The sequence below is a fragment of the Bacillus sp. 1NLA3E genome, assembly GCF_000242895.2.
Lineage (GTDB): Bacteria > Bacillota > Bacilli > Bacillales > Cytobacillaceae > Bacillus_BU.
This window is the reverse complement of the sequence record NC_021171.1, coordinates 2,578,931-2,601,652: the sequence shown is the minus strand read 5'-3', so window position 1 is coordinate 2,601,652 and position 22,722 is coordinate 2,578,931. Positions and strand designations below refer to the sequence as shown.

16 protein-coding genes, 1 pseudogene and 1 riboswitch are annotated in these 22,722 nt (G+C 37.5%); of the genes and pseudogenes, 10 read left to right on the top strand and 7 right to left on the bottom strand.

Translation table 11 applies throughout. From position 1 onward, the window contains the following. Positions 1-298: 298 nt before the first annotated feature. The gene (locus B1NLA3E_RS12320) at positions 299-2,905 is read right to left on the bottom strand and encodes an EAL domain-containing protein (RefSeq protein ID WP_015594163.1); all 2,607 of its coding nucleotides are present in this window, start codon (positions 2,903-2,905) and stop codon (positions 299-301) included. Positions 2,906-3,276: 371 nt separating this feature from the next. On the opposite strand from B1NLA3E_RS12320, the gene B1NLA3E_RS12315 reads away from it, so the two are divergent. Continuing rightward, positions 3,277-3,909 carry an FMN-dependent NADH-azoreductase gene (locus tag B1NLA3E_RS12315; protein WP_015594162.1) on the top strand — a complete coding sequence of 211 codons (633 nt, stop codon included), beginning with the start codon at positions 3,277-3,279 and terminating at the stop codon, positions 3,907-3,909. Positions 3,910-4,061: 152 nt separating this feature from the next. Here the strand turns inward: B1NLA3E_RS12315 and tnpB are convergent, their stop codons facing one another. The 5 genes from tnpB to B1NLA3E_RS12290 all read right to left on the bottom strand — a co-directional run bounded on the left by tnpB (position 4,062) and on the right by B1NLA3E_RS12290 (position 9,196). Then, positions 4,062-5,237, bottom strand: coding sequence for an IS200/IS605 family element RNA-guided endonuclease TnpB (gene tnpB / locus B1NLA3E_RS12310; RefSeq protein WP_015594161.1), 1,176 nt, complete (start codon positions 5,235-5,237; stop codon positions 4,062-4,064). Between the two features lie 299 nt (positions 5,238-5,536). Beyond that, a complete protein-coding gene (locus B1NLA3E_RS12305; protein ID WP_015594160.1) occupies positions 5,537-6,628 on the bottom strand; it encodes an iron-containing alcohol dehydrogenase family protein in 1,092 nt (363 codons plus the stop codon). 28 nt (positions 6,629-6,656) lie between these two features. Then, the gene (locus B1NLA3E_RS12300) at positions 6,657-7,499 is read right to left on the bottom strand and encodes a MetQ/NlpA family ABC transporter substrate-binding protein (RefSeq protein ID WP_015594159.1); all 843 of its coding nucleotides are present in this window, start codon (positions 7,497-7,499) and stop codon (positions 6,657-6,659) included. A 19-nt stretch (positions 7,500-7,518) separates the two neighbouring features. Then, entirely contained in the window at positions 7,519-8,193 is a 675-nt protein-coding gene (locus B1NLA3E_RS12295; protein WP_015594158.1) for a methionine ABC transporter permease, read from the bottom strand. Continuing rightward, a complete protein-coding gene (locus B1NLA3E_RS12290; protein ID WP_015594157.1) occupies positions 8,183-9,196 on the bottom strand; it encodes a methionine ABC transporter ATP-binding protein in 1,014 nt (337 codons plus the stop codon). Before B1NLA3E_RS12290 ends, B1NLA3E_RS12295 begins: the two co-directional genes overlap by 11 nt. A 110-nt stretch (positions 9,197-9,306) precedes the next feature. Continuing rightward, positions 9,307-9,414, bottom strand: a riboswitch (SAM riboswitch). A 249-nt stretch (positions 9,415-9,663) separates the two neighbouring features. On the opposite strand from B1NLA3E_RS12290, the gene B1NLA3E_RS12285 reads away from it, so the two are divergent. From B1NLA3E_RS12285 to B1NLA3E_RS12250, 8 genes and pseudogenes are all read left to right on the top strand, one after another. Further along, positions 9,664-10,830, top strand: a complete 1,167-nt coding sequence (locus B1NLA3E_RS12285; RefSeq protein WP_015594156.1) for a pyridoxal phosphate-dependent aminotransferase — start codon at positions 9,664-9,666, stop codon at positions 10,828-10,830. A 406-nt stretch (positions 10,831-11,236) separates the two neighbouring features. Next, complete coding sequence (gene glgB / locus B1NLA3E_RS12280; RefSeq protein WP_015594155.1) at positions 11,237-13,165, top strand: 1,4-alpha-glucan branching protein GlgB; 1,929 nt, start codon at positions 11,237-11,239, stop codon at positions 13,163-13,165. Beyond that, positions 13,113-14,282, top strand: coding sequence for a glucose-1-phosphate adenylyltransferase (locus tag B1NLA3E_RS12275; protein WP_015594154.1), 1,170 nt, complete (start codon positions 13,113-13,115; stop codon positions 14,280-14,282). Before glgB ends, B1NLA3E_RS12275 begins: the two co-directional genes overlap by 53 nt. A 2-nt stretch (positions 14,283-14,284) precedes the next feature. Continuing rightward, positions 14,285-15,310 (top strand): sugar phosphate nucleotidyltransferase, encoded by a 1,026-nt coding sequence (locus tag B1NLA3E_RS12270; RefSeq protein ID WP_015594153.1) that lies wholly within the window; start codon positions 14,285-14,287, stop codon positions 15,308-15,310. Then, entirely contained in the window at positions 15,307-16,773 is a 1,467-nt protein-coding gene (glgA, locus tag B1NLA3E_RS12265; RefSeq protein WP_015594152.1) for a glycogen synthase GlgA, read from the top strand. The genes B1NLA3E_RS12270 and glgA overlap by 4 nt, the downstream gene beginning before the upstream one ends. Next, a complete protein-coding gene (locus tag B1NLA3E_RS12260) occupies positions 16,748-19,141 on the top strand; it encodes a glycogen/starch/alpha-glucan phosphorylase (RefSeq protein WP_015594151.1) in 2,394 nt (797 codons plus the stop codon). The genes glgA and B1NLA3E_RS12260 overlap by 26 nt, the downstream gene beginning before the upstream one ends. Positions 19,142-19,631: 490 nt before the next feature. After that, positions 19,632-20,898, top strand: a pseudogene (locus B1NLA3E_RS12255) (MFS transporter). Between the two features lie 106 nt (positions 20,899-21,004). Continuing rightward, positions 21,005-21,412: a GNAT family N-acetyltransferase gene (locus B1NLA3E_RS12250; protein ID WP_041580495.1), complete on the top strand. Its 408-nt coding sequence runs from the start codon at positions 21,005-21,007 to the stop codon at positions 21,410-21,412. A gap of 97 nt (positions 21,413-21,509) precedes the next feature. On the opposite strand, the gene B1NLA3E_RS12245 is transcribed toward B1NLA3E_RS12250, so the two are convergent. Continuing rightward, positions 21,510-22,103 (bottom strand): M15 family metallopeptidase, encoded by a 594-nt coding sequence (locus B1NLA3E_RS12245; RefSeq protein ID WP_041581065.1) that lies wholly within the window; start codon positions 22,101-22,103, stop codon positions 21,510-21,512. A 414-nt stretch (positions 22,104-22,517) separates the two neighbouring features. Here B1NLA3E_RS12245 and B1NLA3E_RS12240 point away from each other — a divergent pair, with 414 nt between their 5' ends. After that, positions 22,518-22,721, top strand: a complete 204-nt coding sequence (locus B1NLA3E_RS12240; protein ID WP_015594147.1) for a hypothetical protein — start codon at positions 22,518-22,520, stop codon at positions 22,719-22,721. Position 22,722 lies beyond the last annotated feature (1 nt).

Here is a 22,722-nt window from a genome sequence, read left to right as displayed (position 1 = left end):
TAACAGGTTTTATAAAAAGTAAACCGATGATAAAGAAGTTGATTGGAGCGGAAGGCGCGAGACTACTGCGGGAGCAGCGGGACAGGTGAGACCCCACAGGCGCTTAGCGCCGAGGAGGCTCACCGCCCGCCCCGCGGAAAGGGAGTGCCTGCAGCGGAAATCAACAGACATGTTTAACAGAGCCTAAAAAAAGAAGAGGTCGCTCAAGGGCCAAATTGTTGACCCCCTTGAGACAGCCTCTTTTTTGTTGTGTTCTAAAAGAACAGGTTAAAGTGTAATATAGTTTGGCATTAAGTGTTCAACCAAAGAATTTTTCCATTTCCATACTACTAATGGGAGGACTAAACAAATTTCCTTGGAGCTCATCACATCCCATTTGGATTAATACATCTCTTTCGTATTTTGTTTCAATTCCTTCAGCGACAATATTTAAACCCAGTCCATGTGCAATATCAAAAATGGATTTGACTAAAAGTGCCTTTTTTTCATTACGATCTATACCATTAATAAACTGACTATCAATTTTTATCTCATCAATAGGTAATTGGAGCGAATGAAGGAAGGAAGAGTACCCCTTTCCAAAATCATCGATAGAAATAAGGACACCTAAATTTTTTATCTGGTCGATGACTTCCGCAACGTGCTTAATATCTTTTACAAAAACACTCTCTGTGATTTCAAGGATTAAATCCTTAGGATCCATGCCTGATTCATTTAATGCTTTTATTACCATGGAAATTAAATGGTCATGATGAAAGGTTTTCGCTGATATATTTACAGAAATAGGTAGCTTCTGTAAATGTGCATCTTGCCATTTTTTGTTTTGTTTACATGCTTCACAAAGGGCCCACTCGTCTATTGTTGTTATAAGACCAATTTCCTCTGCAATTGGAATGAAGGTGGCCGGAGGCACTTCCCCTAAGCTAGGATCAAACCAACGCAACAAAGCTTCTAAACCCGTTACCTTATCATTTTGCATCTTTGGTTGAAAAAACAGTTGGAAGCAATCCTGAATCGCAACTGTCCGCAATGAAGTTTCAATTAATAACCGTTTTTCAAACTTGCCCCTAAGCGATTCATTAAAGAATTGAGGAATATTTCCACCTTTTACTTTGGAAGCGTACATCGCAATGTCTGCACATTTCACAAGAGAATCTAAATCTTTTCCATCTTCCGGATATAAGCTAATCCCTACACTTCCTGCTATAGATAATACCTTTCCATTGATGTTAAAGGGGGATAAAAACCCCGTGCGAATGTGCTCTAACGTGTGAGAGATTTCTTCTCGTTCATCAACCTCATGGACAATAACAAACTCATCTCCACCAAGTCGAAAAATTTCCCTTCTATCATTGCGTATGAGACTAAGCTTTTTTGCTGTTAATTGAAGGAGTGTGTCACCTGCGTCGTGACCTAATATGTCATTTACTTGCTTAAATTCATTTAAATCAATAAAAATAATCGCAATAAATTTAGTAGTATTATTTTTAATTAGGTTCCCTAAATACGTCTGGAAATGAAGGCGATTCGGTAGAGAAGTTAAAACATCATAATAGGCTAATTGATGCAGTTTATCCTCAGATTCCGTTAATTTCTTTGTTTGACTTGTAAGAATCCTGTTCATCTCAATGCTTTCTTGAAATAATTCTTTTATCTTTTGGGCCATTTCCTTTAGGTTTTGTGAAAGTAAACGTAACTCTGAGATATTACTTTGCGGCCAATCAATCGTTTCTTGATTGATTAACTTCTTGGGTAAACCTGTTGTGGCGATGGTTAATTGCCTTAAATTATTCAAAAACATCCGATTAATAACCGATAATAAAATTATGGTAAAGAAAGCAAATAAGACTGACAACTCGAGATGAATCATAAATTCATTAAATATTTGGTCTTGGTATTGAGCAATTGGAAACTGAATGATTACTTTCATCGGTAAAGCATCTACATTTTTTATGTACACTAATTTTCCTGATCGCCATTTAGTAATGGGGAGTACACCATTTTGATCTGTAGGTAGAGCCTCATAGAAATGATTAGAAACCTTTTTATACTCATAAATCTGATTCCAATTGTAATCATCCGTTACCTGAATGGTATTTGAACTGGAGGCGATCACTTTATTTTGATCATTCATAATAATTATGCTATATTCAGTGGATTTATTATGCTCAATAAGCTCATCTAGTTTGCCTAGAGGAGGATTTTGTAGATCCTTCTTATTTAAATGTAAAATCTCTGATTTAATTTGAGTAAACCTTTTTTCAGCCTGTTTCATGGAATTGTGAGTAATAAACTCATGTTCGGTCCACGTCTTAGTCAGAATGATTAAGAAAAAGGGGATCATGATTGAAATAATGGTTATATGAGATAAAAACTGATGAATGGAGACATTGTTTTTATTTAATGGAATTGATTTGAGCAACTTATAAAAAGGGAAATAAGCTAAGAGCATGTCTGCAATCAAGACATTATATAATCCATTTAGGATATCCTTACAAATTTGAAAATAAAGTGTATCTCCAGCTAACGAAGACTTATTCAGAAAGAATATTGCCGTTATTCCAAAGGTTAACCAGAAAAACAAATCCACAAAAAACATTTTCGCTCTTTTTTTTATATGAAAATAAGCGCCGACGAAAATGATTTCGATTAATAAAATAACGTTATAGGCTACGTATATCGGCCCATTTGGGATAAACAAAAAAGTTAGGGTAGTGACCAAAATAGCTAAAGGAAGACCGTATAATCGAAATATCAAAAAAATAACAATACTCGTAAAAGTAAAAGTAATACCATAAACAAAAGTTACTTTAAATGCTGATGAAATAAAGGCTAGTGCTAAAAGGAGAAAAAAGAGAAAGGTTTCACTATTTAATCTTGGTGTGAAAAATTTTATTCTGAACATATGTCAACCTCCTAACCTAGCGGAATTTCCTTCAATCAATTAGCATATTCATTCCTACTTTTTGTTAAACAAAATTTTCATGGATATAATAATGATTTTTACTATACAAATATATTATCAAATACTTACTATATCGGGTGATTTGTTTACTACTTCCCAATCCTAAATTTAGATGGATTTCACAAAGAGGACATAGTTTAATTATTATATTTGTTTTCTACGTGAAAATAAATAGCAGTAATCAATCATTCAATCATGCCAATTAATGCTGGTCATTTATTCTGAATCGTTTTGGTTGACATTTGTCCTACGTTAATATATTGTTAATTCGAGATAATTATATTAAGGATATTAAGAGGGGAAAATTAATAATGAATATTTTAGTAGTTAAAGCAAATAACCGCCCAGCTTCAGAATCTGTTTCAAGTAAAATGTATGAAACTTTTATGGAGAACATTGAAGGTGTTAACGTATCAACCTATGATGTGTTTGCTGAGGACATGCCTTACTTCGGTCAGGATTTATTCAACGCTTTCGGTAAAGTAGAATCAGGCGAGGAAATGACAGATATAGAAAAGCGTATTCTAGCTGCAAAACAAAAAGCGATGGATGCATTAACAGCAGCAGATGTGGTTGTATTCGCCTTCCCATTATGGAATTTAACGATCCCAGCAAAATTGCAAACATTCATTGATTATGTATTCCAAGCTGGTTTCGCCTTCAAATATGATGAAAATGGCCAATTAGTAAGCCTAATGACTGACAAAAAGGCCGTTATCCTTAGTGCACGTGGTGGCGTTTACTCAACACCAGAAGCAGCACCAATGGAAATGGCTGCTAACTATGTTAAAAACGTATTGGCTGGAATTTTCGGAATGGAAATTGTTCAAGAAGTCATTATTGAAGGTCATAATGCAATGCCAGATCAAGCAGAGACCATTATTGCTGAAGGTTTAGCAAAAGTAGCAGCAGCTGCAAAAAGTATTTCAGCCGTAACCGCTTAATAGAACTAGCAAACTAACCTTGCAAAACAAAACGTACATCAGTAGAAACGGCTTTGAGACTCACTTAAGTTGAACTACCCCTCCTTAACACCCTTACGGGTTGTTTGAAGAAGGGGATTCCTAAGAACACTAGTGTATCCACTAGTTATTGATTAGGCGATCCCCGCAGTCCCTGCGGTTAGAAGTCTTAGGGCTTCGTTTTTAAGATTGATTCCTGCGTTAATATCTCGATTATGATGGGTATGACATTGAGGGCATTCCCATTCACGTAATCCGAGATTTTTAACGTCTTTGTTTTTGTAGCCACAACCAGAACAAAGCTGGCTACTTGCAAAGTTTTTTGAAACGGTTACTACTTGTCTACCGTACCATTTCGCTTTGTATTCGATCATACTTTTGAATTGTGACCAAGATACTTCGCTGATTGCTTTAGCAATATGGTGATTTTTTAACATGTTCGATACGGACAAGTCTTCCATCCCAATAATGTCGTGGTTTTTGACAATCTTGGAAGAAATCTTGTCCAAATAATCTTTTCTTGCATTTACAATTTTTTCATGAATACATGCAACTTTTCTTTTGGCTTTATACCAGTTCGTACCACCTATCTTTCGTCTGCTTGTAACTCTTTGCGCATGGACTAATTTTTCTTCTAATGAACGAAAAAACTTCGGATTAGGGTAAATCGTTCCATCCGAAAGAATAGCGAAATCTTTCAGTCCTACATCAATACCAATTGCTGAATTAGTTTTAGGCAATTCTTTTACTTCCGATTCAGTGGCTAAAGAAACATAATATTTACCAGAGGGGTTTCTTCTGATCGTGGCACTTATAATACGACCTTCGACTTCACGACTTTTTGCAAAACGGACGTACCCTAGTTTGGGAAGTTTGATGTGGTTGTCTATGATAGCGATATTTCCGTTTGTATACTTTGTTGTATAAGATTGCACTGGATTCTTTTTTGACTTAAATCGAGGTTGTTTATTTTGCTTTTTGTAGTAGCGATCATAGGAATCAGCTAAATTTTCTACTGATTTTTGCAAAGCAATACTATCGACTTCTTTCAAAAATGAGTAATGTTTCTTCAGTTCAGGAAGCGATTTCACTGTTTCAAATTTGTTTAAGAATTTGCCTTTCCAGTTATTCGCTGTGAGCTGACCGTTTTGTCTCATTTCTTCGACGATATACCAGTAAGCATCTTTTTCTTTTTGTTTGCCAAGAAAGAAATTGAAAACAAATCTTGAACAGCCAATGGTTTTGTTAATCTGTTCAATTTGTTTTTTATTTGGGTAGATGCGGAGCTTGTAAGCCTTGTTTACTAGCATATATTTCGCCTGCCTCACAGGAACATTTGTTCTTATTATAACACAAGGAGGAAGGTTTTGGCTATCGCCAACCGACATTCATCCCCTCCCTACTCATTGGGCTTCGCCTTCACATTCCTTGAGGAAGGGGAATTCTGTCGGAAGGATGATAAAATGAGCTACAAACTCAAGTGCCCAGTTCCTTCCAATGATTTGGTAGGAGCTGGGCACTTTTTTTATATGAATTGATCTGCGATAACATCCATTAAGACATTAAACAAACTAACAATGACACAACTGGTGTCTTCCTTATAGGGGTTTTATCTTTCGATAACGAATTTTTCCATTTCATCAATTGCGATACCAACCCTTGCTGAAGTGATGGGGCCAATCGGCATTACATGAATTGATTCTTCAGGCCGGGTAGATTTTTCAGCAATTAATGTAATCAGATCTTCATTAATCTCAGTTATTCCCAAATCGGTAAGCGATATTGGCAGCCCAAGCTTGTTGTAAAAGGGAATCAATTGCTCAATTTCGCTCCACTTATCTTCCAATACAAGTTGTACAAGAATGCCATATGCGACTTTTTCACCATGAAGCGCAAGGTGGGTTTGAGCCAAACTAGTTAGCCCGTTATGAATAGAGTGGGCACCGGCTATTCTTCCATAGTGATCTCCGAACCCACCTACCATCCCGGCGAGGATTATAATGGTTTCAACGACTTTTACAAATTCTGCGTTTAATTTCTCCGTTTTTGCAGCATGGATCGCTCCTTCAGAATGTTGCAAAAGCTGATCTTTACACTGTTTTGCAGAGTAATAAGCTATTTGTAAGGGAACGGGTTTATTTTTTAGTATGGACATTTGGGCATCGGCCTCGTACCATTTTGCAAGTGTATCGCCAATTCCGGCAATCAGCATGTTTAGCGGTGCATGAAGCAAAATTTTAGGCTCGATTAAAACAAGACTTGCACTGACTGGATAAATGTCATAACGAATAAATACACCTGTTTCATCATAGATAACACTGATTGGGGTCCATGGAGAACAATTGGATGCCAATGTCGGAATCAATACAGAGGGGACATGAGCTAAATGGCATACTGCTTTAACGAGATCAAGTACTTTGCCACCGCCAACCCCAATGATCACATCATATGAATGATAATGGATGTGGTCGGTAATTTTTTCAATTTCGCTAATTGAACATTCACCATTATAAGTGAGTTCCGCAAAATCAATTTTGCTGAAGGCTGGTAAAAAGGGGAGGGTAGCCGCCCAGGACTTTTTACCGTGAACAAACAATGCCTTTTGAAAGCCACGTTCCAACAGCTTCGATTCCAACTGATTCAAAATACCTTCCTGCAAGATATATTCGCTTGGAGCGCCATGAACGGAAAAGATATCCATGTCTATCACTCTTTTCTATTGTTTCTGATTACTTCATCCATTCAGGCTTTCCGAACCCTTTAAAGTCTTTATCAATGATTTTTTCAAAATCTGCTGATTTAACAACTTCTTTAATGTCTTTTGCAAGCTGAGAATCCTTGTTAGAAGTTTTTACTGCGACAACATTGCGATACTGGTCCATCATATTTTCAAGCGCAAGGGCACTAAGTAAATCCATTTTTGCAGCCAATGCGAAGTTACCAGGAACGGCTGCTAAGTCTGCACTTTCCACAGAACGAGGGAGTTGCCCCGCTTCAATCGGTTGGAATTTAAGGTCCTTCTTATTTTCTTTAATGTCTTTTTCAGACACTGTAAGTGGGTTTACATTTTCAGTTAATTTAATTAGGCCTTCAGCTTCGAGAGTGTTAAAGGCACGAGCCGAATTTGTTGGGTCATTTGGTATCGTTATAGTAGATCCGTTTTTCACATCATCTAAAGATTTATAAGTGTTAGAGTATATTCCCATTGGAGCGGTAGGGACAGAAATCAATCCTGTTAAGTCCATTTTGTTTTCTTTTGCAAAGTTTTCAAGATAAATCGTGTGTTGAAAAAGGTTAGCTTGAATATCATCATTATTTAATGCTTTGTTGGGTTGGATGTAGTCGCTAAATTCAACAATTTCAACTTTATATCCTTTTTCTTCTAATCCTGGTTTAATCGCTTTTTTTAACATGTCGCTATATGGACCGGCTGTCGCACCAATTTTAATCTCTTTTGCTTCTTCTGTTTTGCTTGCCTTGTCACTGCTGTTTTCCTTTTTGTCTGTACTTCCACAAGCTGCAAGAGCACCTACTACTAATACAAAAATAATTGCTGTTAGCCATTTTTTCATGCCGATTTTCCTTCTTTCTTTATTTTCTTTTATCTACAACTTTGGCAATGGAATCACCAAGTAGTTGGACAACCTGAACTAAAATAACTAATATCAAAACAGTTGAAATCATGATCGTATTATCATAACGATAATATCCAAACCGGATGGCTAAATCGCCAATTCCGCCCCCACCAACGGTGCCGGCCATAGCCGAGAACCCGATTAAACTAATGAGGGTTAAGGTGATGCCAGAAATAATTCCGGATCTAGCTTCAAGTAACAGCACATCCTTAATAATCATCCATGGCGTTGCACCGGCAGCAATCGCTGCTTCAATCACTCCTTTATCAATCTCCCGTAATGCAGACTCAACAACTCTTGCGAAAAAGGGAATCGCAGCAGCCGAAAGTGAGACACTTGCCGCAGCTGGTCCAATTGTGGAGCCAACGAGCAAATTAGTTAAAGGAATTAATGCTACCAATAAAATAATAAATGGAATGGATCGAATTAAATTGACAGTAAAACCCAAAACATTTTGAAGAGAACGATTTTCTAAAAATAACCCTTTATCTGTGACATATAAAAGAATCCCGACAGGTAATCCTATGATTATTGCGATGACCAGCGAAATGGAAATCATATAAATAGTTTGAATAAATGCAGTATTAATTTCTGGAATAAGTTCAACGAAATGCTGAAAATCAAAGCCCATCCCGTAACACCTCCACTTGTGCGAACCGATTTTCGATATATTTTATGGCATTGTTAATTTCTGGTTGTTTTCCATCTATTTCCATGATAAAAATACCAAGTGGTAATTCCTGAATATATTCAATCGATCCGTGCAGGAAGTTGCCTTTTACCTTAAACAACTGAAGTGTATCAGAAATGATACTCTCACCAGCAACCTGGCCCTTGAAAATTACTTTGATAATTGGTCCTTGGCATTTATTTAAAATATTAATTGGTATCTCATACGAAACGACACTTTTGATAAACTCTTGAGTGAGGTCTGTTTTTGGGGTAGCAAATACCTCATATACATTGCCTTCTTCAATGATCTTCCCGTTTTGCATGATTGCCATTCGATTGCAAATTTCCTTAACAACCTTCATTTCATGGGTAATTAATACGATTGTAATGTTCAGTTCCTGATTGATCTTTTTTAGTAAATTTAATATCGACATCGTTGTGGTTGGATCCAGAGCTGAAGTGGCTTCATCACATAACAACACCTTAGGATTGTTTGCTAGCGCACGAGCAATTGCAACCCTTTGTTTTTGGCCACCGCTTAGCTGGGAAGGATAGACATCTCTTTTATCAGCAAGACCAACCATATCGAGGAGTTCTTCAACCCGTACTTTTATGTTACTTGACGGAAGTTTGGCAGCTTTTAAGGCAAATGCGACATTTTCAAAGACAGTTTTTTGGCTAATCAAGTAAAAATGTTGAAAAATCATCCCAATTTTTAATCTTGCTAACCGTAAGTCCTCACCCTTTAAAGAAGTAAGATCAGTACCATCAACATGAACCTGTCCAGAAGTCGGCCTCTCCAGCAAATTAATACACCGGAGTAGAGAGCTTTTTCCCGCACCGGAATAACCGACAATTCCGTAAATTTCACCTTTTTGAATGGACATCGACACGTCATCTACGCCGTTTACAGTACCTCTTTTTGTTTGATAAACCTTTGAAAGATTCTGAATTTGTATCATATGAAAACCTCTTTTGTATCCAAAGCAAAGGGGGAAGAGCTATCGCAAGGTCCTTTTTAAACAAAAAATGCCCCTTTCATCTGAAAGAGACATCGAAAAATAATAATTTCGACTTATCTCTCAGAATGAAAGTCATTCTGCAGGAATTGGCACCTTTCCCAAAAAAGGGGGTTGCCGGACGTCATAGGGCCTAGTCCCTCGGTCGCTCTGGATAAGTAATTTGAATTGAAATTTAATTGTATGTTTAAGATAGTACTAAGTTATTTTAATTTTGTCAATCGTAAGAATATTATTTTTAAATAGAAAAACGCTTTCAATATAATAAAACCAATAAAAATAGTCGGCTAAAAATATTTTTATGTGGGATGCATAGAACTTTCTAGATTTATTCACTACTAGACATTTTTATTTAAAGATTATAGAATTTGTTCTATTATCGGTATAACTTTTCTTAAAAGGTGGATAACATGGAATATTCAGATCTCTTAAAAAAATTGCCTGTTCAATTTTTTGCATCACTAGTTAAGAAGGTGCAAAAAGCCATTGGTGAAGGGCGCGATATTATTAATTTGGGTCAAGGAAATCCTGATCAGCCAACACCAAATCATATTATTAAAGCATTGCAAATCGCCGCAGAAGACCCAAATACCCATAAATATTCACCGTTTCGCGGGATCTCTGAACTTAAAGAGGCTGCAACTGAATTTTATCAAAAACAATATGGTGTAGTAGTTGACCCATTGACTGAAGTAGCAATACTTTTTGGAACAAAAACGGGGTTAGTCGAACTCCCGATGTGTTTGTTAAATGAAGGGGAATTAATGCTTCTTCCCGACCCAGGCTATCCAGATTATTTGTCAGGTGCAGTGTTAGCAAAAGTCCAATATCAGACGTTTCCACTTAAAGCTGAAAACAACTTTTTACCCATTTTCTCAGAGATACCAGCTGATCAATTACAGCAGGCAAAGTTAATGTATTTGAACTATCCAAATAACCCGACTGGAGCAACGGCAGACCGTGCTTTCTTTGAGGAAACGGTAGCATTTGCCAAACGAAATAATATAATCATCCTTCATGATTTTGCCTACGGTGCAATTGGTTTTGATGGAAAAAAACCGGTCAGTTTCCTTGAAGTTGAAGGTGCAAAAGAAGTCGGTGTTGAAATGTATACATTGTCAAAAACATACAACATGGCGGGGTGGCGTGTGGGTTTTGCAATTGGAAACCCTGAAATTATCGAAGCACTAAATCTCATTCAAGATCATCTTTACTGCAGTCTTTTTCCGGCTGTACAAAAAGCGGCTGTTACCGCTTTATCAAGTGATCAAAACTGTGTCAAAGATCTCGTGTCACGGTATGAATCACGACGAAATACGTTTATAAAGGCATGTCGTGAAATAGGTTGGCGGGTGAAAAGTCCGGCCGGATCATTTTTCGCTTGGCTGCCAGTACCTAGTGGTTTTACAAGCAATGAATTTGCCGACTATTTACTGGAAAAGGCTGATGTGGCAGTTGCACCAGGAATTGGCTTTGGCGAATATGGAGAGGGCTACATCCGTGTTGGCTTATTAGTGGATGAGGAGCGACTCAAGGAAGCGGTAAAACGGATCGAAAAGCTGAATCTTTTTCTTTAGAATTTGCTGTTTGAAACAAAAGAACCATTATCCATTGGAGAAAAAGTAAGTTTATAGAAAAAAAGCTCATATACCTATCAACTTATAGGTTGTGTGCTTTTTTTTTGAAAAAATGATAGGATTGGTTTTTTTGCATCCAAAGTGTGAACTTAGGCTCCATTCTGCAGTAACTATAAGTCCAGTGAACCCATTTAAAGTCACCTCATATTAAATCCTCCATCTATAAATTAAAAGTTTTTGTTTTTTGTCAAAATTTTTAAAAAGCTTAGCAAATAAGGTTGTAAACGCTATTATGTAAAACTTGTCGGCAATTGTCGAGAGAAATCGAAAAAGTTAGAATGATTTTAATGTTAATATATCTTTTAATAGTAACTAGAAATAGTACCAGATAAGGCAGGTGAAAAGGATGGTATTTAATCCAACAGATTATCAGTTGCACCTATTCCATGAAGGTTCTTTATACCTGAGCCATGAATTATTTGGGGCTCATATCGTAAAAAAAGATTCAGAGACTTATACTCGGTTTTGTGTTTGGGCACCCGAGGCAAAGAATGTGAGAATAGTAGGCGATTTCAATAGTTGGATAGGAGAAGGATATGAATTTAAGAAGATCAATGATGAGGGTGTCTGGTCATTGTTTGTTGAAGAGGATTTAACAGATGCTCTATACAAATATGAACTTGTCACACCAACTGGTGGAAAAATTTTAAAGGCTGATCCTTTTGCATTTTATTCTGAAGTACGGCCAAATTCTGCCTCGATTGTTTATCCTCTTGAAGGGTATGAATGGAATGATCATTCATGGCTTCGAAAAAGAGTAAAGAAACAAACATTATCACAACCAACCTCAATTTATGAAATCCATCTTGGATCATGGCAACTAGCTCCAGATGGGACATTGCTTACCTACAGGCAATTGGCAAAAGAACTAATTCCTTATATTCTTTCACATGGTTATACTCATATTGAAATTTTGCCCTTGACAGAGCATCCACTTGATATTTCCTGGGGCTACCAAGGGACTGGATATTTTTCGGCAACAAGCCGTTATGGTGAACCACATGACCTTATGTATTTTGTTGATCAATGCCATCAGAACGGAATTGGTGTCATTCTTGATTGGGTTCCAGGGCATTTTTGCAAAGACTCGTTTGGTTTATATTGTTTTGATGGAAGTCATGTTTTTGAATATCAAAATACAAAGGATCGAGAAAATATTGTCTGGGGCACGGCTAATTTTGATTTAGGAAAAACAGAAGTTCAAAGCTTTCTTATTTCTAATGCACTGTTTTGGCTTGATAAGTACCATATTGATGGATTTAGGGTAGATGCTGTCTCCAATATTATTTATTGGCCAAATTCAAATCAAGAGGTAAATCCTTATGGTGTAGAGTTTTTAAAGAAATTGAATACGGCAGTTGCTGCCAATTATCCTGATGTATTGATGATTGCTGAGGATTCTACCGATTGGCCGAAAGTAACATCGTCGCCAGAAGACGGTGGTTTAGGATTCAATTATAAGTGGAATATGGGCTGGATGAACGACATTTTAAAATATATGGAAACGAATCCGGATGAACGGAAATATCATCATAATAAGGTTACTTTTTCATTGCTATACGCTTTCTCTGAAGCATATATCCTCCCCTTTTCACATGACGAAGTAGTTCATGGAAAAAAATCCCTTCTTGATAAAATGCCGGGTGATTATTGGCAAAAGTTTGCTCAATTAAGACTACTTCTCGGGTTTATGACGGCACACCCCGGCAAGAAACTAACGTTTATGGGAACAGAACTTGGTCAGTTTGCCGAATGGAAGGATAAGGAACAGCTAGATTGGCACTTGCTTGATTACGAAATGCACGGAAAACTGAATCTGTTTGTTAAAGAACTCCTAAAGGTTTACAAACGCTCTAAGCCTCTTTATGAATTGGACCATGTTTACGAGGGATTTGAGTGGATTGATGCGAACAATTCTCACCAATCTATTTTCTCATTTATACGAAAGGGAATAAAACCTGAGGATTATGTAATTATTGTTTGCAATTTTACTCCTGAAACATATTCTGGTTATCGAATCGGTGTTCCTAAATCGGCATCTTACAGGGAGATTTTAAATAGTGATGCTACTGAGTTTGGTGGTTCAGGCGTATTAAATAGAAAAGTGATAAATGCAGACGAAACCAGGTTTCATGGAATGCCTCATTCAATTGAAATGAACATATCACCATTTGGGATTTCAATTTTGCGTCCAGTTCAAAAAAGAAAGGGGAAGGTAATCGATGCACAAGAAAAAAGTGGTAGCAATGTTACTCGCAGGGGGACAGGGAAGTAGACTTAATACACTAACAAAAGATCTTGCAAAACCTGCTGTACCATTCGGAGGTAAATATCGTATTATCGATTTTCCATTGAGTAATTGTACGAACTCGGGAATTTATACTGTTGGTGTATTGACACAATACCAGCCCCTTGTTCTTAATTCATATATTGGTATTGGAAGTGAATGGGATCTTGATCGGAAGGATGATGGGGTAACGGTCCTTCCGCCTTACACAGCTTCAAAGGAAGTGAAATGGTATACAGGTACCGCCAGTGCCATTTATCATAACCTAAACTATGTTCATCAATATAACCCGGAATATGTGTTGATATTATCGGGGGATCACATCTACAAAATGAATTATGAGCTGATGCTTGATCATCATATTGAAAAAGGTGCTGATGTGACCATTTCCGTTATTGAAGTTCCTTGGCAAGAAGCGAATCGATTTGGCATTTTGAATACGGAAGCGGATTTGAGAGTAGTTGAATTTGAAGAGAAGCCTGAGTCGCCAAAAAGCAATCTAGCATCGATGGGAATATACATATTCAACTGGAAAGAGCTTGAAAAGTACTTACTGTTGGATAATGAAAATTCAGAATCTAGCCATGATTTTGGGAAGGATATTCTTCCGTTAATGCTTAATAACGGAAGAAATTTATACGCTTACCCTTTTAAAGGATATTGGAAGGATGTAGGAACAATCCAAAGTCTTTGGGAAGCCAATATGGATTTGTTAGATGAAAACTGTGAGCTTAATTTGTTTGATAATAGTTGGAGGATCTATTCTGTAAATCCGAATCAGCCGCCACATTTTATCAGTAAAGATGCTACACTTACTGATTCCCTTGTTAATGAAGGTTGTATCATAGAGGGGACGATTACGAGAACAGTCGTTTTTCAGGGTGTAACAGTAAAAAAAGGAGCCGTTGTAAACGAAACAGTGATCATGCCTAATTCGGTAATCGGTCATGATTGTATTATTGAAAAAGCAATTATATCATCCGGACTTGTTGTGCCAGATGGCGTAGTCATCCGGCCATGTAACGAGGGTGAAATTTGCCTTGTTTCTGAAGAAACATTAGCCGAAATGATATCTACTAAAAACGGGTTTCAGGGGGGGCTTTAGTTTTGAATAAACGGTTACTAGGCGTCATAAATGCGACCCTTTTTGAAGATCTTGAAGAATTGACATTCCATCGTTCAGTCGCTTCTCTTCCGTTTGGTGGGAGGTATCGTATAATTGACTTTGTGCTTTCGAACATGGTGAATTCAGGCATATACAGCGTGGCGATATTTTCTAAATGTGAAAATAGATCTTTAATGGATCATCTGAGTTCAGGTAAGAACTGGAATCTTAATCGTAAACATGACGGGTTATTTTTCTTCCCCTCACCAAGATTTGATTCAACAGATAGAGATACAGCTCCATTTGATCTTTTAGCAGCAAATATAGATTTTTTTAAAAGAAGTAAGCAGGAATATGCGGTGATTTCCAATGCCAATATCATTTTTAATATGGATTTTGAAAAGCTTCTTGAATGGCATATCGATAATGGCTGTGATATTTCCGAAGTGCAACAAAATGGTAAATCGCTTGAAGTATTTGTTGTTAAAAAAGAGCTCTTACAGGAACTGATTGAATCACGTAATAAAACCGGCTATTTGGGGATTAGAGATGTTGTAACTGATATCAATTGTCCTTACAAGATTTGTTATTTTAATTATGATGAATATGCAATTACGATTAATTCAGTTAACAGCTATTTTTTAGCAAGTATGGAATTGCTCAATCCAGAAATCTGGAAGAAGTTGTTTCTAAAGGAACGCCCCATTTTGACCAAGGTAAAGGATGAACCGCCAACACGTTATGAAAAAACAGCGGTTGTTTACAATTCAATGGTTGCAAATGGTGCAGAAATAAAAGGAACCGTAGAAAATAGCATTATTGCCAGAGGGGTTAAAATTGCTAAAGGGGCAGTTGTGAAAAATAGTATCATCATGCAGAAATCACAAATTGGGGAAAATTGTATATTAGATTATGCTATTCTCGATAAAGATGTAAGAGTTGAATCAGGGGTAAGGATATCTGGAACGAAAGATGCTCCGATTATCTTGGAAAAGGGATTAGTACAGGGAGCGTGGAGAAAAGCATGAAGATCTTATTTACAGTTTCGGAATGTGTACCATTTATTAAATCGGGGGGACTTGCGGATGTAGCGGGGGCACTTCCGAAGGAACTGAAAAAACTTGGGATTGATGTTAGAGTTATACTTCCTAAATTCCAATTAATCCCTGATGAATATAAAAAACAAATGAAAAAAATAGCCGAATTTATTGTTCCAGTTGGCTGGAGACAGCAGTACTGTGGCATTGAAGAACTTGAACTTGATGGTGTTGTTTACTATTTTGTCGATAATGAGTACTATTTTAAACGTAGTCAAATGTATGGAGATTTTGATGAAGGAGAAAAATTCTCTTATTTTAATCTTGCTGTTCTGGATAGTATAAAGCAAATTGGTTTTTATCCTGATATTATTCATTGTCATGACTGGCATACAGGAATGATCCCTTTTTTATTAAAAGAAAAATATCGAGACCATAATGGCTATGAAAAGATCCGTACGGTGTTTACCATTCATAATCTCCAATTTCAAGGTGTTTTCTCAAAAGAAATCCTTGGGGATTTCTTTGGGCTAGAAGACCGCTATTTCAATGTAGAACAGCTTGAATTTAACGGGAATGTTTCTTTTATGAAAGCGGCCTTGATTTCAGCAGACAAGATTACAACTGTGAGCCCAACTTATATGGAAGAAATTCAAACGGCCTATTTCGGTGAAAAACTTGATGGAGTATTGCGGAGCCGAGGAACTGATCTTGTTGGTATTTTGAATGGAATTGATCATATTTTATATGATCCCAAGACAGACCCAGCTTTAACCGCACAGTTTGGTCCAAAAGATCATGAAGCACGTCTATTAAATAAACTATCTATTCAAAGACAGTTTGGCCTTCAACAGGATATTGAGATACCACTTATAGGTATGGTTACGAGACTAACTAACCAAAAAGGGCTTGAGCTAGTCCGGGAAGTATTCGACGAAATCATGGCAACGGGGGCTCAGTTTATCGTATTAGGGACAGGTGATCGGGAATTTGAATACTTCTTCAACCAAATGTCTACTAAATACCATGAACAGTGCCGAGTTTATATTGGCTTTGATGAAGAGCTTGCGCATCGGATATATGCAGGAGCTGACTTATTTTTAATGCCTTCAAAGTTTGAGCCTTGTGGTCTTAGTCAAATCATTGCCCTTCGTTATGGTGCTATTCCGATTGTTCGGGAGACTGGTGGGTTAAATGATACAGTTAAATCTTATTCTGGAAAAATTGGAGAAGGAAACGGGTTCACCTTTACCAATTTCAATGCTCATGACATGCTTTTTACAATTGAAAGAGCTTTAAGTTATTTCCATAACAAACAGGAATGGAATAGCCTAGTTGAGAGTGTATTGCAGATGGATTTTAGCTGGACCAGGTCTGCACATATTTATCATCTTCTATACAAAGACCTAGTCTCAAGGAGTGATAGGAATGTTCACGAGTGTACAGGAGTTTAAAACAGAATTTCTACAAAAGCTCGAAATGACCTATAGGACGAGCCTTGCCGAGAGTACAAAACTTGATCAATTCCAAACACTTGGGCTTATGATTACGGAATATGTGAGTACGAACTGGATAAAAACGAATGAGCAATACCGGAATTCTGGGCAAAAACAAGTATATTATTTATCGATTGAATTTTTATTGGGAAGACTACTGAGTTCCAATATCATGAACCTTGGAATTGAAGATGTGGTCAATCAAGGCCTGAAAGAATTGGGGATAAACATTGAGGAGCTTGAGGAGATTGAAGCAGATGCCGGACTAGGAAATGGAGGACTAGGACGGCTGGCTGCTTGTTTTCTTGATTCCCTTTCATCGTTAAATCTTCCTGGGCATGGTTGTGGTCTTCGCTATAAGAATGGATTATTTGAGCAAAAAATTGTCAATGGGTATCAGGTGGAGTTGCCTGAACAATGGCTCATGACTGGAAATGTGTGGGAAGTTAGAAAAGCCGATGAATGGTTGCATATCCCATTTTGGGGAACAGTAGAATGTCATCAGGAAAATGGAAGACTTGTATTTCGCCATTTAGATGCAGAACAAGTCACGGCTATTCCATATGATCTACCAGTCATGGGATACCATACAAACAATGTGAATACCTTAAGGCTTTGGAGCGCGGAATCGTCTCGTGGTGCTGCAAATGTTGATATTTATAAGGAGCAATCAGAATCTATTTCTGATCTTCTATATCCTGATGATACACATGATGAAGGGAAAATCCTCCGCCTAAAGCAGCAATATTTACTTGTGTCCGCCAGTCTACAATCGATTATTCGCACCTTTAAAAAACAGAAGAGAAATCTGCTTGATTTTCATCAACATGTTAGTATTCATATAAACGATACCCACCCATCCCTTGCTGTACCAGAGCTGATGAGAATCTTGATGGATGAAGAGGGATTAGGATGGAAAGAAGCTTGGCATATTACTGTCAATACCCTTTCCTATACAAACCATACCACTTTATCCGAAGCATTGGAGCGCTGGCCAATCCGAATTTTTCAGCCGCTTTTGCCAAGAATTTTTATGATCGTTGAGGAAATTAATGAGCGTTTCTGTAAGCAACTGTGGGAGAAATACCCTGGGGATTGGGATAAGATTGCAAGCATGGCGATCATTGCTGATGGAGAAGTGAAAATGGCTCCACTTGCAATCGTAGGCAGCCATAGCATTAACGGAGTGGCCAAGCTTCATACGGAGATTTTAAAAAAACGGGAAATGACCGCTTTTTATCAAGAGTTTCCTGATAGATTTAATAATAAAACAAATGGGATAACCCATCGGCGCTGGTTATTGAAGGCAAATCCAAACCTTTCTAGCCTTATTACTGAATCTATAGGATCCGAATGGATAGCGGAGCCAGAAAAATTAGAGGAGCTTCTCAAATTCAAGCATGATTCTGCCTTTTTGAGAAAAATGGATGCTATCAAGTTAGCAAACAAACAAAGACTTGCGAGGATTATTCATGAAAAAAGCGGAATCAAAGTAGACACAGCTTCTATTTTTGATGTCCAGGTTAAACGGCTGCATGCCTATAAACGTCAGTTGCTTAATGTGCTACATATAATCTATTTGTATAACCGACATAAAGAAGATTCCAATTATCATTTGTTTCCAAGAACATTTATTTTTGGTGCAAAGGCCTCTCCCGGCTATTATTTTGCCAAAAAGGTGATAAAGTTGATCAATGCGGTTGCCGAAAAGGTCAATAAAGATCCAGATGTAAACGAAAAACTAAAAGTGGTCTTCCTTGAAAATTATCGAGTATCATTAGCTGAGGATATTTTCCCTGCTGCAGATGTAAGTGAACAGATTTCTACTGCTAGTAAAGAGGCTTCTGGAACCGGGAATATGAAGTTTATGATGAATGGGGCCTTGACGGTGGGGACACTAGATGGTGCAAATGTAGAGATTACTGAGCTTATCGGAAATGAGAATATTTTCTTGTTCGGGTTAAGTGCTAGTGAAGTTGCTAATTTTGAACGAAATGGTGGCTATTCTTCACACGAATACTATTATCATGATCCACGGATTCGTCAAGTAGTAGATCAATTGGTTAATGGATTTTTTCCGAATTGCGAAGGAGAGTTTACGGCCATTTACGAATCTTTACTTGATCATAATGACCCGTATTTTGTCCTACGTGATTTTGAGCCGTATGCCAATATTCATGAGATCATTGGTGATGAATATCGAAATAAAAAGGTATGGCTAAAGAAGAGTCTTATCAATATCTCCAAATCAGGATTCTTTTCAAGTGATCGGACCATCCAGGAATATGCAAAAGATATTTGGAACATCAAATCTTTAGAAATTTAGGCTAAGATAAAGCTAATTGTTGATTTTGCAACTATGTTGATCTTCGCTGCAGGTGCGAGACTCCTGCGGGAAAAGCGGGTTAAGGGAGAACCCCGCAGGCGCAGAGCGAGGGCACTGAAAAAGTCCGTCTAAAGAGAAAAAGAGGCTAACAACCCACAATATATAGGTCATTATCTTCTTTTATTGTCTATATAGCGATAAAAATCTTCGGTACTTTAAAAAAACATCACTTTTTCAGTGGCTTCCGCTCAAGCGCCGAGTAGGCTCCCAACCGCCCGCGGAAAGGGAGCGCCTGGAGCGGAAATCATAAGGCATGTTTAACAGAACCAAAATTTAAAATCGGGAAGCAAGGGGATGGTTCCTTGCTTCTAAAGTGTGTCAGAAGCTATATTAATGTTATAGCCTTGAACCAGGTTGAACAATTTTCTGTAATGTCCAGTCTGAAATCATTTTTATTACCAAAATATGAACAAAGGAGGTGGTGAATAAGATGAACAAAATAGCAGACCAAGTAACTGGAAATTGGAAGAAACATATTATTCTCTTTTTAAGCAGTCAGACCATATCACTTTTTGGCTCGGCATTAGTTCAATATGCGATTATGTGGCATGTAACTCTAACGACCAAGTCTGGAATAATGATGACGTTATTTATCATTTGTGGCTTCATCCCTTCCTTTATATTATCGCCAATTGCGGGGGTATGGGCGGATCGCTACAACCGAAAAATCCTGATTATGCTATCTGATGCTCTTATTGCGATTGCAACTCTGATTCTAGCAATTGTATTTTTAATGGGCTATGATGCGACTGGGTTACTTTTTGTCATAGCTGCAATTCGGGCAATCGGGGCAGGCATTCAAACTCCAGCAGTCGGGGCAATTTTGCCTCAAATAGTACCAAAGGAAGAGTTGACTAAAGTAAATGGAACAAACGGAACTCTACAAGCAGTCATTATGTTTGTGGCTCCGATTGTTAGTGCCGCACTGTTGACGATCGCTTCCATTGAAATGATTTTCTTTATCGATGTGATTACCGCAGCAATTGCAATCATAACACTACTTGCATTTTTAAAAATTCCTGTACATAAGAAGGCATCCGAGCAACAAACAACTAGCTATTTCAATGACTTTTTACAAGGTATGACCTATATTAAAAACCACGACTTTCTGAAAAAGTTCTTTCTATTCTTCGCCATATTTTTCGTTTTGATGGCACCTGCTGCATTTTTAACACCTCTACAGGTTACACGCTGCTTTGGCGACGATATTTGGCGGTTAACAACCATCGAAATTGCTTTTTCTGTTGGTATGATGGTAGGTGGAGGAATAATAGCTTCTTGGGGAGGCTTTCAAAACAAAGTTCACACCATGACGTTCGCAAGTCTTTTAATGGGAGTTTGTACGTTTGCACTAGGTATTGTCCCTATCTTTTGGATATATTTAGTTTTTATGGCTGTTTTCGGAGTAGCGATGCCAATTTTTAATACGCCAACAATGGTTTTAATACAAGAGAAGGTAGAAGAAAATTATTTAGGTAGAATTTTTGGTGTATTTGGGATGATTTCAACTTCGATGATGCCGATTGGGATGCTCATTTTCGGACCACTAGCCGATATGATAAAAGTCGAGTGGCTTCTTATAGGTACTGGGTTATTCATATTAATACTCTCGATTTTCTTAGGCAGAAAACAAAGTGTTAATAGAAAAGGGAAAGCCGGAATTGAAAAATCCTTTATCGGAGGAACCATCCAATTAGAAAAGAAGACCATTAAATCCTTTTGCTTGGGTTGTTAAAAAAATACATTAAGAACTAAATGAAGAATAAACGCATAATTTTTATATATTCGGAGGTTTTAATAAACATGGAAATACGATACAGTTCTCCATCCGCGATATTATATCAATCATTAAGACTGAGAACTGGAATGGGAACGAAAAATTTATCAAAAATAGAGATTGCCTTGGAACATTCTCTGTTTATTGTTTCTTTGTGGGATCATGATAAGTTAATCGGTTTTGGAAGAATAATCGGTGACGAAGGAATAACTTATGTTGTCTCTGATATCATGGTAGATCCAGATTATCAACGGAACGGCCTTGGGAAAGTGATTATGAGAGAAATCGATTCTTATTTAAATAAAAATACAGATGAATATGCATATGTATTATTGATTGCGAATAAACCCGCGGATAGACTATACTCCCAGTTTGGTTTTGATTATGTAACACCAAATTCCTGTGGGATGAAAAGAAAACAAAATAAGGTGTAAGTTACTTTAGAAAAAATAGCGCCAGCATCATCCAAGTCGTGAGTGATGCTGGCGCTATTTTAGTACATTAATAGATTTATTTCTCTATTCGCTTGCTCTATTCGCTTGCACTATTCGCTGTTAGCGGTTGCCCCGGAGGTCTCGCTCCTCTTTGCAAATCAGCAATTGCTAGCCCGAAATCCATTTGCAAATGGGGATAATCTTTGAAACTTTTCCAGTCACCACCCCAATCAAAGCCTAGCTTCTTGGCAATGGCTACCACCTCTGTCCAGTCTGCAACGCTATTTCCATTACCATCATATTGCCTATCCCAAATAACCTCTCCGGATGGCAGCTTGATGGCAAAATCTACTGCAAGTCCAAAATTATGGTAGGATTCTCCGCCTTTTGCATTGGTAACGATGTTCCCCTCAGTAGTACGACCTTGTTCATATAGAAGATTCTGTTCAGATACACTTCGGAACCCATCAGTGATTACAATTGAAATCCCTTTAGCGGCTGCTTTTTCTATGAGATGATTTGAACGTTCTTCAACCACTGGGTTGAGGCGATCTGGCATCTTAACATTTTGTTTATTAACCGTTTGATTAACTACTGGTTTTGTTAAAAATTGATGGTACATGAAAATAGCAATTAGGACAAGGAGGATCGTGATGAAAGTACTACTTCTAAACCTTTTTCTTTTCAAGATGGCTTTATCCTTTCCTACTAAACTTAGATTCTCACTAACTAAGACGAATGAAACGGGAGAAAGATTCATTTAAATCATGGAAATTCAGGACCTTTCTTAAATCTAGTCTGTTTTAGTAAATATTGTTGCTATTTACTAAAAGAGAAGTGTGTGGTTGATTTCCGCTCCAGGCACTCGCTTTCCGCGGGGCGGGCGGTGAGCCTCCTCGGCGCTTAAGCGCCTGTGGGGTCTCACCTGTCCCGCTGTTCCCGCAGGAGTCTCGTGCCTTCCACTCCAATCAACATTGAGCTTTAACAAAAATAAAGGTATTTAAACTAGATTAATAGAAGTTTTAAAAATAATCAATTCATCGTTTCCTGTCCAACCAAGTAGAATCATAGGAGAAATAGAATACCAATGTAAGGGGATGCTGTTATGAAATTTGGTATGAGAAAACCAAGTTTTAAAAAAAGAATGGCTGCTAGAACAAGCATCAAAAGACAAATTGTCCATCGCGCAGGTTTGAAAATGCCCAGGGGGTATGGTTGGTTAAGAAGTCCTAAAAAGTATATGTATAACAAAGTGTACAATCGAACAACCTTTGATATTTTTAAATTAATCAAAAAGCTATTCAAATAAG

Coding starts and splice junctions, on each gene's coding strand:
- B1NLA3E_RS12305 (WP_015594160.1), bottom strand. CDS start 6,628: ATGGATATCTTTTCCGTTCATGGCGCTCCAAGCGAATATATCTTGCAG.
- B1NLA3E_RS12290 (WP_015594157.1), bottom strand. CDS start 9,196: ATGATACAAATTCAGAATCTTTCAAAGGTTTATCAAACAAAAAGAGGT.
- glgB (WP_015594155.1), top strand. CDS start 11,237: ATGGTATTTAATCCAACAGATTATCAGTTGCACCTATTCCATGAAGGT.
- tnpB (WP_015594161.1), bottom strand. CDS start 5,237: ATGCTAGTAAACAAGGCTTACAAGCTCCGCATCTACCCAAATAAAAAA.
- B1NLA3E_RS12240 (WP_015594147.1), top strand. CDS start 22,518: ATGAAATTTGGTATGAGAAAACCAAGTTTTAAAAAAAGAATGGCTGCT.
- B1NLA3E_RS12315 (WP_015594162.1), top strand. CDS start 3,277: ATGAATATTTTAGTAGTTAAAGCAAATAACCGCCCAGCTTCAGAATCT.
- B1NLA3E_RS12295 (WP_015594158.1), bottom strand. CDS start 8,193: ATGGGCTTTGATTTTCAGCATTTCGTTGAACTTATTCCAGAAATTAAT.
- B1NLA3E_RS12320 (WP_015594163.1), bottom strand. CDS start 2,905: ATGTTCAGAATAAAATTTTTCACACCAAGATTAAATAGTGAAACCTTT.
- B1NLA3E_RS12275 (WP_015594154.1), top strand. CDS start 13,113: ATGCACAAGAAAAAAGTGGTAGCAATGTTACTCGCAGGGGGACAGGGA.
- B1NLA3E_RS12300 (WP_015594159.1), bottom strand. CDS start 7,499: ATGAAAAAATGGCTAACAGCAATTATTTTTGTATTAGTAGTAGGTGCT.
- B1NLA3E_RS12250 (WP_041580495.1), top strand. CDS start 21,005: ATGGAAATACGATACAGTTCTCCATCCGCGATATTATATCAATCATTA.
- B1NLA3E_RS12260 (WP_015594151.1), top strand. CDS start 16,748: ATGTTCACGAGTGTACAGGAGTTTAAAACAGAATTTCTACAAAAGCTC.
- glgA (WP_015594152.1), top strand. CDS start 15,307: ATGAAGATCTTATTTACAGTTTCGGAATGTGTACCATTTATTAAATCG.
- B1NLA3E_RS12285 (WP_015594156.1), top strand. CDS start 9,664: ATGGAATATTCAGATCTCTTAAAAAAATTGCCTGTTCAATTTTTTGCA.